Source organism: Christiangramia sediminis, from assembly GCF_020552705.1.
In the GTDB taxonomy this organism is placed as follows: Bacteria; Bacteroidota; Bacteroidia; order Flavobacteriales; family Flavobacteriaceae; genus Christiangramia; species Christiangramia sediminis.
On record NZ_JAJBZG010000005.1, the window covers coordinates 938,136 to 955,030 of the forward strand.

At 38.7% G+C, this 16,895-nt stretch carries 17 protein-coding genes; 10 read left to right on the plus strand and 7 right to left on the minus strand.

Features of this window, described 5'->3' with window-relative positions; all coding sequences use genetic code 11:
* Positions 1 to 143 precede the first annotated feature (143 nt).
* The 4 genes from LGQ90_RS13755 to LGQ90_RS13770 all read right to left on the minus strand — a co-directional run bounded on the left by LGQ90_RS13755 (position 144) and on the right by LGQ90_RS13770 (position 6,544).
* Positions 144 to 1,118 carry a LuxE/PaaK family acyltransferase gene (locus LGQ90_RS13755; RefSeq protein ID WP_229341828.1) on the minus strand — a complete coding sequence of 325 codons (975 nt, stop codon included), beginning with the start codon at positions 1,116 to 1,118 and terminating at the stop codon, positions 144 to 146.
* An 85-nt stretch (positions 1,119 to 1,203) separates the two neighbouring features.
* The gene (locus tag LGQ90_RS13760; RefSeq protein ID WP_229341830.1) at positions 1,204 to 1,542 is read right to left on the minus strand and encodes a T9SS type A sorting domain-containing protein; all 339 of its coding nucleotides are present in this window, start codon (positions 1,540 to 1,542) and stop codon (positions 1,204 to 1,206) included.
* A 165-nt stretch (positions 1,543 to 1,707) separates the two neighbouring features.
* Positions 1,708 to 3,690, minus strand: coding sequence for an autotransporter outer membrane beta-barrel domain-containing protein (locus tag LGQ90_RS13765; protein ID WP_229341831.1), 1,983 nt, complete (start codon positions 3,688 to 3,690; stop codon positions 1,708 to 1,710).
* A 55-nt stretch (positions 3,691 to 3,745) separates the two neighbouring features.
* Positions 3,746 to 6,544, minus strand: a complete 2,799-nt coding sequence (locus LGQ90_RS13770) for a TonB-dependent receptor (protein WP_229341835.1) — start codon at positions 6,542 to 6,544, stop codon at positions 3,746 to 3,748.
* A 176-nt stretch (positions 6,545 to 6,720) separates the two neighbouring features.
* On the opposite strand from LGQ90_RS13770, the gene LGQ90_RS13775 reads away from it, so the two are divergent.
* The gene (locus tag LGQ90_RS13775; RefSeq protein WP_229341837.1) at positions 6,721 to 7,404 is read left to right on the plus strand and encodes a response regulator transcription factor; all 684 of its coding nucleotides are present in this window, start codon (positions 6,721 to 6,723) and stop codon (positions 7,402 to 7,404) included.
* Positions 7,404 to 8,483: a sensor histidine kinase gene (locus LGQ90_RS13780; RefSeq protein WP_229341839.1), complete on the plus strand. Its 1,080-nt coding sequence runs from the start codon at positions 7,404 to 7,406 to the stop codon at positions 8,481 to 8,483. Before LGQ90_RS13775 ends, LGQ90_RS13780 begins: the two co-directional genes overlap by 1 nt.
* Here LGQ90_RS13780 and LGQ90_RS13785 read toward each other — a convergent pair.
* Complete coding sequence (locus tag LGQ90_RS13785; protein WP_229341841.1) at positions 8,421 to 9,482, minus strand: glycosyltransferase; 1,062 nt, start codon at positions 9,480 to 9,482, stop codon at positions 8,421 to 8,423. The genes LGQ90_RS13780 and LGQ90_RS13785 overlap by 63 nt on opposite strands.
* 66 nt (positions 9,483 to 9,548) lie before the next feature.
* On the opposite strand from LGQ90_RS13785, the gene trmB reads away from it, so the two are divergent.
* The 7 genes from trmB (at position 9,549) to LGQ90_RS13820 (ending at position 14,220) form a co-directional block, all read left to right on the plus strand.
* A complete protein-coding gene (gene trmB / locus LGQ90_RS13790; RefSeq protein ID WP_229341843.1) occupies positions 9,549 to 10,223 on the plus strand; it encodes a tRNA (guanosine(46)-N7)-methyltransferase TrmB in 675 nt (224 codons plus the stop codon).
* A 6-nt stretch (positions 10,224 to 10,229) separates the two neighbouring features.
* Positions 10,230 to 10,853, plus strand: coding sequence for a LysE family translocator (locus LGQ90_RS13795; protein WP_229341845.1), 624 nt, complete (start codon positions 10,230 to 10,232; stop codon positions 10,851 to 10,853).
* Between the two features lie 3 nt (positions 10,854 to 10,856).
* Positions 10,857 to 11,189 carry an MGMT family protein gene (locus LGQ90_RS13800; RefSeq protein WP_229341847.1) on the plus strand — a complete coding sequence of 111 codons (333 nt, stop codon included), beginning with the start codon at positions 10,857 to 10,859 and terminating at the stop codon, positions 11,187 to 11,189.
* A gap of 143 nt (positions 11,190 to 11,332) precedes the next feature.
* Entirely contained in the window at positions 11,333 to 12,469 is a 1,137-nt protein-coding gene (locus LGQ90_RS13805) for an Mrp/NBP35 family ATP-binding protein (protein WP_229341849.1), read from the plus strand.
* The gene (locus tag LGQ90_RS13810; protein WP_229341851.1) at positions 12,470 to 12,712 is read left to right on the plus strand and encodes a NifU family protein; all 243 of its coding nucleotides are present in this window, start codon (positions 12,470 to 12,472) and stop codon (positions 12,710 to 12,712) included. It abuts the gene before it with no gap.
* 29 nt (positions 12,713 to 12,741) lie between these two features.
* Positions 12,742 to 13,803 carry an NAD(P)/FAD-dependent oxidoreductase gene (locus LGQ90_RS13815; RefSeq protein ID WP_229341853.1) on the plus strand — a complete coding sequence of 354 codons (1,062 nt, stop codon included), beginning with the start codon at positions 12,742 to 12,744 and terminating at the stop codon, positions 13,801 to 13,803.
* A gap of 81 nt (positions 13,804 to 13,884) precedes the next feature.
* Entirely contained in the window at positions 13,885 to 14,220 is a 336-nt protein-coding gene (locus LGQ90_RS13820) for a 2Fe-2S iron-sulfur cluster-binding family protein (RefSeq protein ID WP_229341856.1), read from the plus strand.
* 262 nt (positions 14,221 to 14,482) lie between these two features.
* On the opposite strand, the gene LGQ90_RS13825 is transcribed toward LGQ90_RS13820, so the two are convergent.
* Complete coding sequence (locus LGQ90_RS13825) at positions 14,483 to 15,268, minus strand: DUF3050 domain-containing protein (protein ID WP_229341858.1); 786 nt, start codon at positions 15,266 to 15,268, stop codon at positions 14,483 to 14,485.
* A 114-nt stretch (positions 15,269 to 15,382) separates the two neighbouring features.
* Between LGQ90_RS13825 and LGQ90_RS13830 the strand changes: the two genes are divergently transcribed.
* Positions 15,383 to 15,562, plus strand: coding sequence for a hypothetical protein (locus LGQ90_RS13830; protein WP_229341859.1), 180 nt, complete (start codon positions 15,383 to 15,385; stop codon positions 15,560 to 15,562).
* Between the two features lie 117 nt (positions 15,563 to 15,679).
* Here LGQ90_RS13830 and LGQ90_RS13835 read toward each other — a convergent pair whose 3' ends face one another.
* Positions 15,680 to 16,855, minus strand: coding sequence for an acyl-CoA dehydrogenase family protein (locus tag LGQ90_RS13835; protein ID WP_229341861.1), 1,176 nt, complete (start codon positions 16,853 to 16,855; stop codon positions 15,680 to 15,682).
* Positions 16,856 to 16,895 lie beyond the last annotated feature (40 nt).

Sequence of the window (16,895 nt, forward strand, 5' to 3'; positions counted from 1 at the left end):
TCTGAAGGCTTCGCAACTAACTAACCAATCTAATATGAAAAATTTCACTTAGCCTGCAGAATATCAATGATTTAGTGTCATTATAATTCTGCACTAGTTGTGTCGTAAAACTTTCTGAAACTTTACAGAGATAGCGAAAAAAATTATAATAAAAGCAAGTTACAGCCCCTAACGTCGCTATTATCAAACCTTCCCAGAATTTCAATTTCTTGATTATTTATTCTTCCAAGGTCCTGAGTGGCAATAAATGAACATGAATTGAGGTTGGCAAGATCTATAACATTAATTCCGCCGGTTTTTCCATCGGGCAAAAGAGATAAGGCATCTTCCGGATCGCGAATGAGCATATGCATCCATGGCGGACAATCAAAAACTCCATCTCCTTTCGAGTAAGCCTGAGAAAGCAATTCGGTCATACCATATTCACTATGAATTTTTTCAACTCCAAAGCCATTTTTTAGATGATGATGCAACTCCTGCCGTATCATTTCCTTGCGCCTTCCTTTCATTCCGCCGGTTTCCATGATCACGGTATTTTCCAAATGGAACTGTCTTTTCTCGATCAGGTCTAAAAGGGCAAAAGAAACTCCTATTAAAAATACTTTTTTTCCTCCTGCATCAAGTTTATTCAGTTTTTCAGAAAGAGAATCCAGATCATCCAGGTAAAAACCACTATCCTTATTTCCTGAACTTTTAATTAAGTGATCTGCCATATAGATCAGGGAGGAGCCTTTTCGTTCCAGGTAAGAGGGGAGTAGCGCAAGAAAAGTATAATCTGAAGGCTTTCCATAGAATCTATTAAATGTCTTTAGGAAACTTTCTTCATAAAGCCGAAGATCGGTTACATGATGTTTGCTGGTAACAGAGCCGGTGGTTCCGCTACTGGTGAAAGTAATTTGCGGAATTCGATCATCACTAATGACCTTTTTAGTTTTAAAAAACTCAATGGGTAGAAAAGGGATGTTCTTAAGAGTGGTCACATCGCCAGGCTTTCTATTTAAAAGTTCACAAAATTTCTGGTAGACCTTATTGTTGCTGAATTGATGCTCAAAAACCTCCAATGCCAGAGCCTCAAACTCATCTTCATCTGAGATCTCAAAGATTCTTTTTTCGAGCATAGAAAATAGTGGAATTTTCCTCAAAATTAAGGAATAAAAAAAGCCTCTGAAACAGAAGCCGTTTAAAAAGTAAAGAGATAGTGATTTATTTTACTACAAGTTTTCTGGTAGCTTTTGCTTTCCCTTCCTGTATCTTTAAAATATAAATACCGGGAGTAAGTGATGAAACGTCCATTTCACGACCTCTTAAACGGGTTTTTTGAACGGGCTTACCTAAAACATTATAGATCTCTATGATTTTCTCCTGATTCCTGGTAGAGGAAATATAAACTTTACCTCCAGTAACGGGGTTAGGATAAATAGACAATCCATCAATAGGAATTTCTGTTCGCTGTGGAACACGATCAGATTCCTGAGCATTTGCCGGTGCGGCAACTATCAGGAAACAAACAAGAAAAAAGATAAAAAGGTACTTTTGCTTCATTCTCTGTGATCTGGATTTAGACAAACTTACAAATAAAATTTCAAAAACCCTGCCATTAAAAATAACTAAATGAAAAAAGCTAAAATAAAAAAAGGGGTTGTACGTTACAACCCCTTTAAATTTGGCTAATTACTGATATTCAAATTATTAGAATAGAATATTTTTTTAGTTTGCCCAGTCGAACATTGCAATATCTACTGTGGCTTCAGCATCATATGCAGCTGATTCATTCACTATAACTCCGTCTATGGTTATACCAGTAAGATCTGTTCTGTTATCATCTGTAATATCGATGATGGTCTCATATCCGCTTAGTGATAAACCTTCTATTTGAGCTCCCGAAGTCGCTTTAAATTGTAAGGCGGTTCCGCCAGTGGTAGAAACTGCTGTAAAGTTGATAATTTTAGGCATGGCATTTCTCTTATCTGCTTCAATGGCTGTGGAGAAGTTTTCAATAGTATGAGACACATAAGTGTTCTCAATAGTACCATTCCATCCCTCGGTCCAGTCTACCGCATCATCTTCGTTATTTTCAAGGTAGATATTCATTACTGAAACAGTACCTCCAAAAAATTCTACACCATCATCAGCACCGTTTAAAATAGCGATGTTCTCAATCGTAGTTCCAGATCCAACCGCATAAAGGGAAAGACCATTGTATTGAGATTCGGAATTAATAGAAGCTCCGGCATCTTTTAAGACCAGGTAACTAATAGATCCCGAGTTATCATCGTCTATCGTACCTCCGTAAAGGATTCCACCCACTTCAGCAGTAGCGTCGGTTCCAGCGTCTGTTGAGGCTTTACCAGCAATAACAAGACCTCCCCAGCTTCCGGCCACGCCAGATGTTGAAGACATTACCACAGGATTGCTTTCTGTTCCCTGGATATCTATCATCCCACCTCTTTGTACAACTATATATATACTGGTAGCAGCAGTCTCACTATCACTTCTTGCAGTAATTTGTGTGCCAGCAGGAATTGTAAGTGTAGCTCCTTCTTCTACTGAAACGGTATTACTTATTACATATTGATTACTGGAATTAAGACTTAAATCTCCATCAATGCTAGAAGGCAATACAGAGACCTGTCCTCTGTTGGAGATCCAGTCGAATATGGAGACATCTACAGTTGGATTGCCCGAATAATCTAAAGAAAGATCGGCAGGTGCTCCGTTAAGTATAATTCCGGAAAGATCTGTTCTTGAATCATCTGTAATATCTACGGCAGTATCATAACCTGAAAGTGAAAGACCAGTGATAGTTGCTCCAGATACAGATTTGAATTGCAACGCAGTCCCACCAGTTGTAGAAATCGCAGTGAAATTAGTGATCATTGGGTTTCCATTCTCCTTATCAGCTTCAATTGCAGTTGAAAAGTTCTCAATGGTATGAAGAACGTATACGTTATCTAAAGATCCGTTCCATCTTTCAGTCCAGTCTACAGCATCATCCTCATTGTTTTCAAGATAAAGATTTGATGCAGAAACCGTTCCTCCAAAAAATTCTACTCCGTCATCAGCTCCATTAATCAGGGCTATATTCTGGATGGAAGTTTCAGATCCCACAGCGTACAGGGAAAGTCCGTTGAACTGGGACTCAGAGTTAATAGAAGCTCCAGCATCAGACAGTACAAGGTAGTTTATAGACCCTGAATCATCTGAAGCGTCTTCACCTCCGTAAACGATTCCTCCTACTTCAGCAGTGGCATCTGTACCGGCAGCCGTTGGAGCATTCCCGGCGATGATCAATCCACCCCAGGTTCCAGCTTCGCCATTTGCAGAACGCATAACCACGGGAGCCGAAGAAGTTCCCTGGATTTCTATTTGTGCTCCTTTTTGAACTACGATGTAAACGTTTGTGGCGTCACTCTGGTCTGTATCAGTATCTGCAATAATTTCAGTTCCAGCGGGAATAGTTAAAGTAACCCCAGATTCAACAGATAGTATTCCTGTTAAGCTATAGGTTTTAGTAGCATCCAGGGTTCTGTTTTCTTCTAATGATCCGTTAAGCTCTACATCATCTGAAGGTATAGAACCGCCATTATCGGTTGGATCTATAGGCTCAATGTTATTGTCGCTACTGCAAGAGGTGGCTAAAATTCCCATTGCAACTGCAGTAGATAGCATGATTTTTTTTAGATTTTTCATAATTCTAATTTTAAGTCTAGGTTTAATAAAGGTTTATGGTTTAATAAAAATGTGGTTAAAAACTATAGTTTACTCCCAAGCTTAATACGGCTCCGCGATCGTAGGATCTTACAGTTTGGTTCGATTCATCTACATTACCTGAAATGGGTCTGATCGCCTGGAATCTTTCGATCTCAGGATTAAGTAAATTTTGTCCTCTAAACTGAAATTCCCAATGCTCATTCAGTTCTTTAGTCATAATTAGATCCAGAGTCACAAAGCCTTTTTCTATGATCTCGTCATTATATTGTATGTCAATCTGATCCAATCTCTGACTCTCAGGATTACCCAGGGCGAAAATTTTATCTGAAGCATAAGCTCCCACAAGAGTCGCTGTAAATGGATTTTCGGTTTCTGTAGAAACATTTAAAGAAGCATTAAAGATCCAGTCTGAAGCTCCCTGAAGACCTATTTCATCTTTGCCATTATATCTGAAAGTTCTAATGAACCGTCCCTCCTGGTCGTAGACATCTTTTAAATCCTGAGAATGCCACATTCTGGTAATATTTCCAGAAACTGCCAAGTCCAGACCTGCTTCATTTTCGTTTTCGATCACATCCATTCTGGCCTCCAGTTCCAATCCGTAAATATTGGCTTCTTCCCCTGCATTGAAATAAGAGAATACAGGTGCAGAACCTCTCTCTCTTGCTTTGTTAATAGGATCGGTGATTCTTTTATAGAATCCAGTAAGGGAGATCAACTCTCCGGAACTTGGGAAAATTTCATATTTCAAGTCCAGATTGGTATTTGTAGAGGCTTCCAGATCTGGATTTCCCCTGGTGACTAAACCAGTTTGAGAAACATATTCGAAAGGGGCGATTTCCTTAAATTCTGGAAGTGTTATGGTTCTGCTTGCCGCAAGTCTTATGTTGGAATCTTCATTTGGAGAAAACCTGAAATTGATACTCGGGTAGATATTATCATAAGATTTATAAACGAAATTAGGCAGATTTTGGGGGTAGTTATTTACATCAAAAATCACATCTATTTCATCCTTTTGAAAACGTGCTCCGAGGTTTAAATTCCATTTGGCATTTCCATAATTAAAAGAAGCGAAACCTGCCGCAGACTCTAAACTTGCTTCGTAGATATCTGGATTAAGAGTATTAAATACCAGGGATCTGTTGTTAAAATTATCTGTAGTAAATATCCCGTCAAAATTATCTATAGATGAAGGGTTGACAGTATTAAAGTCTCTTTCTTCAGTTCCAAAAAATCTAGAGAAAAAGTCTCTTTGTTTATTTCTGTAATTTCCTCCAAACTTTACAAATACCTTCTTCTGAGTTTCGTCCTCTTCAATAAAATTGTACTGGTCCTGGAAAAAAGCGTTGAATTCAATATCATCAATCTGTTGTACAGATTTTCTTTGCTGATAGGCATTGGTTTCACCTAGTAGAATTGGTTCTGTTGGATGAATATTTACTTCATTTCTAATTCGGTTTGGCTCATCTGCATCTACCATATTATAACCTGCAGCCCATTCTATCTCATTTTTGCCTTTCCACATATCATGGAAACCGTGTAACTGGTTCACCCAAAGTCTTGTTTGCTTCGTATTTTGATCACGAACAAACTGATTAAAACCGTCGCCGCGATCACTTTCTTCGAAAACTATTCCTTCTCCATTTCTACCTCCTTCAAAAACTTCATCGGTAACTTTATTGATAAATAAACTGGTAGCTTTGATCCTGTTATTATCGTTTATCTGGTAACCCAGATCTAAAAGAGCGGTATTGTTATCAGTCTTTTTATAATTAGTAGCATCTGTAAAACCATCTTCAAAATCATTGTTACGATAGTTGGCGAAGGTTCCGGTATTATATTCAAAATCTACAGAATTGGTAGCCGTTAGCAACACTCTAAGATCCCCAAACTCTTTTCCTGCGGTAAGGGCATATCTTCGGTTTACTGGAAATACTGCAGTTCCCGGATCCCATCCCTGGTTATTTAGTGAAAACCGTGTTGGAATCGCCTGATCGTAAAACCCGAAATAAACATCTTCCTGGTTTGGCGAAACCTTAAAATTGCTGAATTCTCCAACGGCATTCGTGTTTGCGCCAAATCTTACCCCAAGATCCAGTTCGCTATTACCTTTAAGTTCCCTGGAAGTTATGTCAATACTTCCTGAAGCCTGATCGGCAGAATTCTCTGCGGAATAATTTTTACTTATGGAAATGTTCTGAATAACCCGGGTTGGGAATAGCCCCAGGTCAATGTTCTTTCGCTCCACGTCATCTGAAGGGATAGGAAGGCCGTTCATTGTGGTATACAGGTAACGATCTCCAAGGCCTCTTACGAAAATATCTCCAGAAGCTTCACTGCTGGTAACACCAGAAATTTTGGTCGTTGCTGTCGCAGCATCGGAAACTCCTAATTTGGCTAATTCCTGAGCTCCGATGCTTTCTTTAATATTTACTGAATTCTTCTGTTCTATAAGAAGGGCTACCTGTGAATCCCTTCTGGAAACTGTAGTGATCACTACTTCATCCAGAGCAGCCGCACTGGAACCAAGATCTGTATTTACTTCGGTAACTTTTCCGGCTTCAACTACTACATTGGGTACTTCTAATGTTTCATATCCCACAAAACTAAAAACCAGGGTATAGGTGCCCGGTTGTAATTTGTCAAGTATATAAAGTCCGTCATAATCTGATGTTATACCTTTAGTAGATCCTTTTATTAATACATTGGCAAATGGGAGTGGCTCACCGCTCATTTCACGGTCAGAAAGTTTTCCGGCAATAGAACCGGTAGTTTCCTGAGCCTGCATTATACCCGTAATTAATAGGAATGATAGTAATAAAAATTTTTTCATTTTTGTTTTGCTATAAAATCTCGCTGCAAATTAACGCTGAAGACATGAGGCCGGTGTTACCTAAGAATTAATCCTTTGTCATTAAAGGGTTAGTTAAATGTTACTAATAGGTTAAGCCCCCTATAGTTCAAATTATTGGTTAATTTTACGGTCTCTTAACCACATTATAATTCGTTATGAAGAAAAAAGACATTCAGATTTTATTAGTTGATGATGAACCGGATATCTTAGAAATAGTTGGGTATAATCTTTCTTCTGAAGGTTATAATGTTATCACTGCAGATAATGGTGCAGATGCGGTAAAGATTGCTAAGAAAAAGAAGCCTCACCTTATTATTTTAGATGTAATGATGCCAGAGATGGATGGGATCGAAGCCTGTGAGCAGATTAGAAAAATGCCCGATATGGAAGGAACCATAATCACCTTTCTTACCGCTCGCGGAGAAGACTATTCTCAAATGGCAGGTTTTGATGCGGGTGCCGATGACTATATTACCAAACCAATCAAACCAAAAGTCTTACTTAGTAAAGTGAAGGCTTTATTGAGAAGATATCGCGAGGAAGATATTTCTTCAAATATTGTGAAACTGGGGGATATAACAATTAATCGCGAAGAATATAAGATCGTTCAGAACGGAGAGGAAATGGCGCTTCCCCGTAAAGAATTTGAGTTACTCTCTTTACTAGCATCTAAACCAGGAAAGGTATTTAAAAGAGAAGATATTCTGGACAATGTTTGGGGTAACGATATTGTGGTTGGCGGAAGAACTATAGATGTGCATATTAGAAAGCTGCGTGAGAAGATTGGCGATGATAAGATTAAGACCATAAAAGGAGTTGGCTATAAGTTTGTAGTTTAATGTCACAAAAATTTAAACGTTCATATCGTTTTGCACTTAGGACTGCTCTTTATATAAGCGTATTCCTCACGGCGATTATGAGTGTTTTTGCTTTTTTTGAGATTCAGTCACTTTGGATCTCATTGCTGGTTTTTGCAATTTTCTGTTACTTCTTTTCATTTTTAATTATTCAGTATCGTGTGGAGCGTTTTATATACCGAAGAATTAAAAAGGTATATGATAATGTTTCTTTACTGGATTCAAAAACATTAAGTCCCAACCAGATCACTACAGATATGTCCAGTCTTACCCGTGAGGTAAAGAAATTTGCTGAAGACAAGAAACTGGAGATTGAAACTTTAAAGGTGAGGGAGGCTTATCGTAAGGAATTTATGGGCAATGTCTCGCATGAATTAAAAACCCCATTATTTACTGTGCAGGGGTATATTCTCACATTATTGGACGGGGCTCATAAGGATAAGGCAATAAGAAAAAAATACCTGGCCCGTGCTAATAAAGGAGTAGAAAGACTCATTTATATTGTAAAGGACCTGGATATGATCACCAAGCTGGAAACCGGTGATCTTCACTTGCGATATGAAACATTTGATATTGTTGAATTAATTCAGGCTTCATTTGATCTTCTTGAAATGAAAGCTGCTAAGAAAAATATTACCCTCACCTTTGACTTTGATTACGAAGAGCCAATATACGTCAGGGCAGATAGAGAAAGAATTCAGCAGGTGCTTACCAATCTTATCGTGAATTCCATTAAATATGGGAAGAAGGGTGGTACTACCGAAATTAGTATTGAAAACCTCATTAAAAATAAAGTCATCGTGCGGGTGACCGATAATGGGGAAGGAATTGAAAAAGAGAATATTCCGAGATTATTTGAACGTTTTTATCGTGTGGATAAGAGTGGGTCGAGAAAAGAAGGTGGTTCTGGACTGGGATTGTCTATTGTAAAACATATACTCGAAGCCCATGGCGAAAAGATCTATGTAGAAAGTGTTTTTGGAGTGGGAAGTGAATTTTCATTCACGCTCGAAAAAAGAAAAAAGATCCCGGAAGATAACGTGATCCCCGAAATCACGTAAGCCATCATAATCTTCAATTCTTCTTAATTGGCCCAGGTTAAATTCATCCTGTTTGCTATAGGGTGCAATTCCCAATTCCTGCAGTCTTTTAGCAAGGTACTCCTGTTCTTCCTGCCCCGGTGTGGGGATAAAAAAGGCTTTTTTCTCCAGTTTGGCAAGATCCATCAGAGTGGTGTAGCCAGATCTTGAAACAATGTATTTACTACTATTTATTGCTACCTGAAGCGCTTTCCCATACAGGTAATTCTTAATATTGATATTCGGGTTTTCGAAATTTAATTTCTCTTCAGAAATTACACCCCGTATAAATAAGACCCTCGCTTCAGATGTTTTGAATTCTTTAAGCAGAATAGATTCCAGAATACTTCGCTGAGGTTCAGGTCCGCTGAGTAATACCAGGAAATCATAGAATTCAGGCGTATTGCTTTTTTCCAATCTGCTTAGCGGACCTATATATTTTACATTTTCGGGTTTCTTTTTAAGATGTCCCAGGATGCCACTGAGGTTATTTTCTCCTGCAACATCGGGAACCCAGCATTGATCGAATTTACTGATATATTGCTGATGTAGATAACTACTTAAAAAGGAAGTGTTTCCGCTTAGAACATTCAGCTGGTGCGTGATAAAAACATTTGTTTTCAATCTTTTAGATCTTACCCCGAAGCGATTATCTGAAATGATTCCCTGGATATTATAATTTTCAACAATTTTTCTGGTGATCATCTTTTCTTCCTGAATTGCCTTGAGGATCCTGGGGCTGTCCATGATCATTTTCCATTTAAGATGACTTCCCTTTTTGGTGTACTGAATATTATAGGAAGGAAGTTCAATATGATCTAAATGAGGAAATTCTTTTTTCAGAAGTTCAAGAGCAGAGCCATCTGAAGCTATAAGGGGTTCAAAATCATTTAACTGTAGCTCTTTTATAATGGGAATACAACGGGTGGCATGCCCTAATCCCCAATTGAGTGCGGCCACCAATATTCTCTTCTTTCGCATATTACAAATGTATTCTTATAGACAGGTGGGCGATTTTATTTAATTTTACCAAAATATTAATTTTTAGTGGGAAGTAAGAATAAACTCAGACGCTTTAAGGAAAACGAAAAATTTGAAAATGTTATCCAGCCTTCCAGGGAAGAGCTTACAGATAATTTATTTGAATTAAAAGGAAAATGGAGCGAAAATTTCTTCAAAAATGATAATCCTGTCGTTCTTGAACTTGGTTGCGGTAAAGGAGAATATACCGTAGAACTGGCTCGTCAAAACCCAGACAAGAATTTTATAGGCATAGACATTAAAGGTGCAAGATTCTGGCGGGGAGCAAAAACTGCTGTTGAAGAAAATTTGACTAATGTGGCTTTTGTTAGAACTCAAATAGAGCTTATAGAATATGTTTTTGCAACTGCAGAAGTTAGTGAGATCTGGATCACTTTTCCCGATCCTCAGATCAAATATAAACGAACCAAGCACAGATTAACGAATGCGGAATTCCTGCAGCGCTACAAAAATATTCTGAAGGAGGAGGGAATTATGCACCTTAAAACAGATTCAGAATTTATGCATGGTTATACGCTTGGTCTGCTACACGGAGAAGGACATGAAATATTATATGCTCACCACGATATTTATAAAAATGAATATTCTCCAAAGGAGGTAACGGGGATACAGACTTTCTATGAAAAACAGTACCTTGAAAAAGGAAAACCAATTACGTATATTCGATTCAAGATTAAATAAGAAGTATTGGAAGAAACAAAAATTTTTCTAATTACTTATCTGGCTGCTTTTATAGGAGTGGTCCCACCCGGTTTAGTGAATATGACTGTTGCTAAAACCTGCGTGGAGAAAGGTAAAAAAAATGGATTTTTTGTAGCAATAGGAGCGGGGATAGTCATTCTAATCCAGGCCTTTATTGCGGTATTACTGGCTAAATATATTTTTGATCATCCTTTTGTAAGAAGAATGCTCTTAAGAGGCGGACTCGTGGTTTTTTGTATCCTTGCCGTTTATTTCTTCATTCAGGCGAGGCATAAAAAGGGGGTCAGCCAAAATCGTCAAAAAGCCAATGCTAACAGTGTTCTAAAAGGAATGCTCATAGCAGCGCTAAATGTTTTTCCAATTCCCTATTTTGTCGCTATAGCAGGCGCTATGGATTTAAGCGGTGGGGTAGAGTATGACTGGTTTGTGATTATTCCATTTGCTACGGCAGCCTGTGCGGGAAGTTTTACAGCCTTATATTTATATGTAGTGCTATTCGATAAAATTGAAAAGAAGGCAGAATCTTTTGCCAAATATTCCAATTATTTCATGGCTGTTTTGATGTTGGTCCTCATTTTAGTTGCGCTTATAAGAATATTTAACACCTAAGAATTGAGCGATAATTCCGGATTTTTTGAAAGGGTTTACAAAGTCTGTCAGCAAATTCCTGAAGGCAGGGTCACTTCTTACGGAGCTATAGCAAAATATTTAGGAGCTGCGAAAAGTGCCCGAATGGTGGGTTGGGCTATGAACTCTTCTAAGAATATGGATGTCCCTGCACATAGGGTTGTGAATCGAAATGGAATTCTTACCGGTAAAAGTCACTTTGGAGGGAGCAATGCCATGCAGCAGTTACTTGAAGAAGAAGGAGTGAAAGTTAAAGATCTTCAGATCGTGGATTTTGAAAAGTATTTCTGGGATCCCATGAAAGAACTTTCTGAATAAGATATTTTAGTTTTTCCTTATAATTTCCAACTATTCCCTTATAAATCTAATATTGCTAAATTCTTCGTATTCTTAGCTTTTCCAACTATATTTGCATTTAGAATCAGTCTATATAAGCTAAAGAATCTGATTAAAATTCATATATGAAATTAGACAGAAAAGAGATTTTAAAAGCCCTGGAAACCATATCTGTAGCAGGTGAAGGAAGCAATATGGTAGAAAGTGGTGCAGTTCAAAACGTAATGACTTTTGGCGATGAAGTGGTAGTGGATCTGGTGCTTAGCACTCCCGCCCTCCATATTAAAAAAAGAGCCGAAGTGGATGTAATGAAAGCTATCCATGAGAAGGTTTACGAAAAGGCCAAAATCAAAGTAAATATTAAAGTTCAGGCTCCTGAAAAAAAACAGCCCGAGATCAAAGGAAAAGCTATTCCCGGAATTAAGAATATTATTGCGGTAGCCTCAGGAAAAGGAGGAGTGGGGAAATCTACGGTAACCTCGAATCTTGCGGTGACTCTAGCTAAAATGGGCTTTAAAGTTGGTATTCTTGATGCCGACATTTATGGTCCTTCCACGCCAATGATGTTTGACGTAGAAGCTGAAAGACCTCTTTCAGTTAAGGTTAACGGAAAGTCTAAAATGAAGCCGGTTGAAAACTACGGAGTTAAAATTCTTTCTATTGGGTTCTTTACAAAACCAAATCAGGCAGTGGTTTGGAGAGGTCCTATGGCCGCAAAAGCATTGAATCAAATGATCTTTGATGCTGATTGGGGTGAGCTGGATTTTATGCTGGTAGACCTTCCGCCGGGAACTGGAGATATTCATCTTTCTATTATGCAGTCGCTTCCAATTACAGGTTCTGTGATCGTAAGTACACCTCAAAATGTTGCTCTGGCTGATGCTAAGAAAGGAGTGGCGATGTTCCAGCAGGAAAGTATCAACGTTCCGGTATTAGGTATCATCGAAAATATGGCCTATTTTACACCAGAGGAATTACCAGATAATAAATATTATATTTTCGGACAGGAAGGAGCTAAGAATCTTGCGAAAGACTTAAAAGTGCCTTTTCTTGGAGAAATTCCTTTAGTTCAAAGCCTGAGAGAATCAGGAGATATTGGTAGACCTGCAGCGCTTCAAACCGCGACTCCACTGGAAGCTGCTTTTGAAGATATTACCAGACAAATGGTGCAGGAAACCGTAAACCGAAACAAAGATTTGCCTCCAACAGAAGCCATTAAGATCACTACAATGGCGGGATGCAGTGCTGTTAATAAGAAATAAATGACAAGCGAAGAAGTTAAAATTAATGTTGAGAAGGCATTAGCCGAGATCCGTCCATTTCTAGAAAGCGATGGAGGGAATATCTCTCTGGTTTCCATTGAAGATGATCGTTTGGTAAAGGTTCAGTTGGAAGGTGCATGCGTTGGCTGTACAGTGAATCAAATGACTCTGAAGAGTGGAGTGGAAATGACTATAAAAAAATATGTGCCCCAAATTGAAAAGGTGGTGAATATTGAAAGATAGATTTACCAGCCTTTTAATTGAATTGAAAAATGATTAAAACCGATATACTCATTATTGGCGCTGGGCCAACTGGTCTTTTTGCCGTTTTTGAAGCAGGATTATTAAAACTGAAATGTCATCTTATCGATGCGCTTCCTCAACCCGGAGGTCAGTGTTCTGAAATTTATCCCAAGAAACCTATTTACGATATTCCCGGTTTCCCGGAGGTATTGGCGGGTGATCTTGTAGATAATCTCATGGAACAGATAAAACCTTTCGAGCCCGGATTTACTCTGGGAGAAAGAGCTGAAACCATAGATAAGCAGGAAGATGGTAGTTTTATTGTGACTACAAGTAAGGGAACAAAACATCATGCTCCTGTAGTTGTTATTGCCGGAGGACTTGGTAGTTTTGAGCCAAGAAAACCACCTATTCCCTCTATAAAAGAGTATGAAGATAAAGGGGTAGCTTACATTATTCGGGATCCTGAAGTATACAGAGATAAAAAAGTAGTGATCGCCGGTGGTGGTGATTCAGCTTTAGACTGGAGTATCTTTCTTGCAGAGGTAGCTTCAGAAGTTTCCCTGGTTCACAGGAGAAAAGATTTCCGCGGAGCACTGGATTCCGTTGAGAAAGTGGAAGAACTTTCGAAAATTGGAAAGATCAATCTTATTACAGATGCAGAAGTGGTGGATCTTAAGGGAAAAGATGAACTTGAAGCTGTATTGATTCGTCATAAAGATGAAGCCAGAGGTGAGGAACTAAAAGAAACCGATCATTTTATTCCGCTATTCGGGCTCTCACCTAAACTTGGACCTATTGGAAACTGGGGGCTGGAAATTGAAAAGAATGCTATTAAGGTTGATAATGCTTATGATTATCAAACCAATATCCCCGGTATTTATGCCATTGGAGATGTAAATACCTATAAAGGAAAATTGAAGCTAATTCTTTGCGGATTCCATGAAGCAGCGATCATGTGCCAGAGTGCGTACCAGCGCATAAATCCTGATAAGAAATACGTAATGAAATATACCACGGTGAGTGGTGTAAGCGGATTTGATGGTAGTAGAAAAGAAGCAAAACGAGAAGTAGTTAAAAGTATAAATTAGATACCATCGTCAAGCTGAACTTTTTTTTTTCAGCTTCTGAAACAAGTTCAGAATGACGATATTTGAGATATATTATATAAAATGTCTGACGTTAAGATCACAATTATTGACAGAGAAGGGGAGGCTCACAGGGTAGATGCTCCCACAGATATGAATATGAACCTTATGGAGGTGATTCGTTCTTATGAACTCGCAGCTGAAGGAACTATTGGAATTTGTGGTGGAATGGCGATGTGTGCCTCCTGCCAGTGTTATATATTGAATTTTGAACATATGCTTCCCGAAAAAGGTATTGAAGAAGAGGATATGCTGGATCAGGCATTCTTTGTGGAAGATAATAGCCGTCTCAGCTGTCAGATTCCCATAACAGAAGGTTTGGATGGATTGGAAGTCAGGATCGCTCCTGCTTCGGAATAAATTCTTTTGCAGATTCCAGATTCAGAATTCAAGATTTTTGTGAAAGATTTGTTGCTATTGTCATTTCGAAGAAGCGTAGCGACTGAGAAATCTCTTTATATTGGAAAATCTGGTTGAGATCTCTCCCTATGGTCGAAATGGCAATTACATCAATAACTCAATAACATAAAAAAATCTGGACGCGAGTTCAGGTTTTCTTATTTTCCATCAGATTTTATTAATTAACCGAAAGTAACTGCGTGCGTAAGCAAAGCAATCTATCCTAAGCGAATTCAATCTTTGTTTTTGCTTCAATTTCTTTTTCAATTCCGTTCCAAAGTTCGAGTCGGCTTTGTAAAGATTTTTCAGCTGTGAGTTTTATTTCGTCCCATTTTCTTTCGTCATTTCCGCATAGGTCTGCGACCATTTTAAAAGCCATAGGGCCATGTTCATCAGCATCCAGTTCTATATGGCGATCAAAATAGTATTTGAACAGGCTAAGATCGTCTTTAGGAAAGTTTTTCTGAACTTTTTCAATAATAGCTGAAAACATATCCGGAATTAGTCCCTCGCGACCAAAGGTAAAGGCAGATGCAATTTTATGAGGTTCTCTGCTATAAACCACTTCAAAAGTATGTTTCAGGAATTGCTTGATACTAACGGGAAGTTTGCTGGTAGCGATAATCAGGAAAATATCGGTGCCATGCGTCACCTGCATTAGAAAATCCTCCACTTTATCTCTGCTTGCCCCGGCGGCAGACATTGCATCCAGGTACATTTCAAAATGGCTTTGTCTTTTGCCATAGATGTTGATATCGGTTTCTTCGGCAAGGACGATCTCATTGATCAGGTATCGGATTTCAGGATCTCCAACTGGCAACCAAGGATTCGTAGTTTTTGTAAGAATTTCCTGCAGGGAAGTGAGCAGGGACATAAAATCCCAAACGGCAAAAACATGATGCTCCATAAAAATCTGAAGCTGTTCGGGGGTATTGATCTTTTTATATAAGGGATGATTTATTAACTGGTTGGTTAGAGGCTCTAAACTTGCGTTTATCTCTTTAATCATAATCTCTTTCAATTTTCTGCAAAGGTAAAATCTGAAGTACTATTTAGAAAATCTTAAAGGCTTTTTATGGCTTGTTTAACTCAGAAAATCAGCCTTTTGAGTTAAATTAAAAATATGGCCGTTGAAATTATCAATAACATAAATGTGATCGTGTTCTACTCAAATAAATCTAAAGATTATTTGAGGGTAGATGGTGTTTCTGCTAAAAAACCGAAGCCATTAAAGAAAGAATGCTGTGAAAAATATAAAAAGGGCAAGCGATGTAAGCGTTGCCCATGTTTTGATCTTTTATAATTTTCCTGAATGTCCTCTCGAGAAACGGGAGAGATCTCTAATTTATGCAATAAAAGCAGGGAGATTTCTCACACCGCTATGCTACGTATCGAAATGACTTATTAAAAACTTTAAATTTTAAAAAGCAGCATGGCCGGTAATATCCATACCAGTGATCAATAGATGAATATCGTGTGTTCCCTCATAAGTGATCACACTTTCCAGGTTCATCATATGTCTCATAATGCTGTATTCTCCGCTTATTCCCATTCCACCCAGGACCTGTCTTGCTTCTCTCGCAATTTTTATAGCCATTTCAACATTGTTTCTTTTGGCCATTGATATTTGTGCTGAAGTTGCCTTGCCTTCATTTCTCAGGGTTCCAAGCCTCCACGCCATCAACTGAGCTTTAGTGATTTCTGTGATCATTTCGGCCAGTTTCTTTTGCTGAAGTTGTTTCGAAGCTATCGGCACACCGAATTGCTCTCTTTCTTTGGCATATCTCAAGGCGGTATCGTAACAATCCATAGCAGCTCCTATAGCTCCCCAGGCGATACCATAGCGCGCTGAGTCCAGGCATCCAAGAGGTGCTCCTAAACCGGATTTATTTGGCATCAGGTTTTCTTTCGGCACCTTTACATTGTCAAATATCAATTCTCCGGTGGCACTGGCTCGTAGAGACCATTTATTGTGAGTTTCAGGAGTTGTAAACCCTTCCATCCCGCGCTCAACGATCAAACCATGAATTCGTCCTTCTTCATTTTTAGCCCAAACGATTGCGATATCTGCAAAAGGTGAATTAGAGATCCACATTTTAGCACCATTTAAAAGGTAATGATCTCCCTTGTCTTTAAAGTTAGTGGTCATTCCCCCGGGATTAGATCCATAATCTGGTTCGGTCAGTCCGAAACATCCAATCATTTCTCCGGAAGCCAGTTTGGGAAGGAACTTTTTCTTTTGCTCTTCAGTTCCATATTTAAAAATAGGATACATTACCAGGGAAGACTGAACTGAAGCTGTAGAACGAATTCCACTGTCCCCACGTTCTATTTCCTGCATGATCAAACCGTATGAGATCTGGTCTAAGCCGGCGCCTCCGTATTCTTCCGGAATATAGGGGCCAAAAGCACCAATTTCGGCAAGGCCGTTGATAAGTTGTTTTGGAAATTCAGCTTTTTGAGCCGCTTCCTCTATGATTGGTGAAACTTCCCGCTTAACGAATTCGCGAGTTGCGTCACGAACCATTTTATGTTCATCGGTTAAAAGCTCATCAATATTGTAATAATCAGGAGCCTGAAATTGATCTGGTTTCATTTTGTGTAGTGTTTCCAACAAATGTAACCAAGTCTTTTAT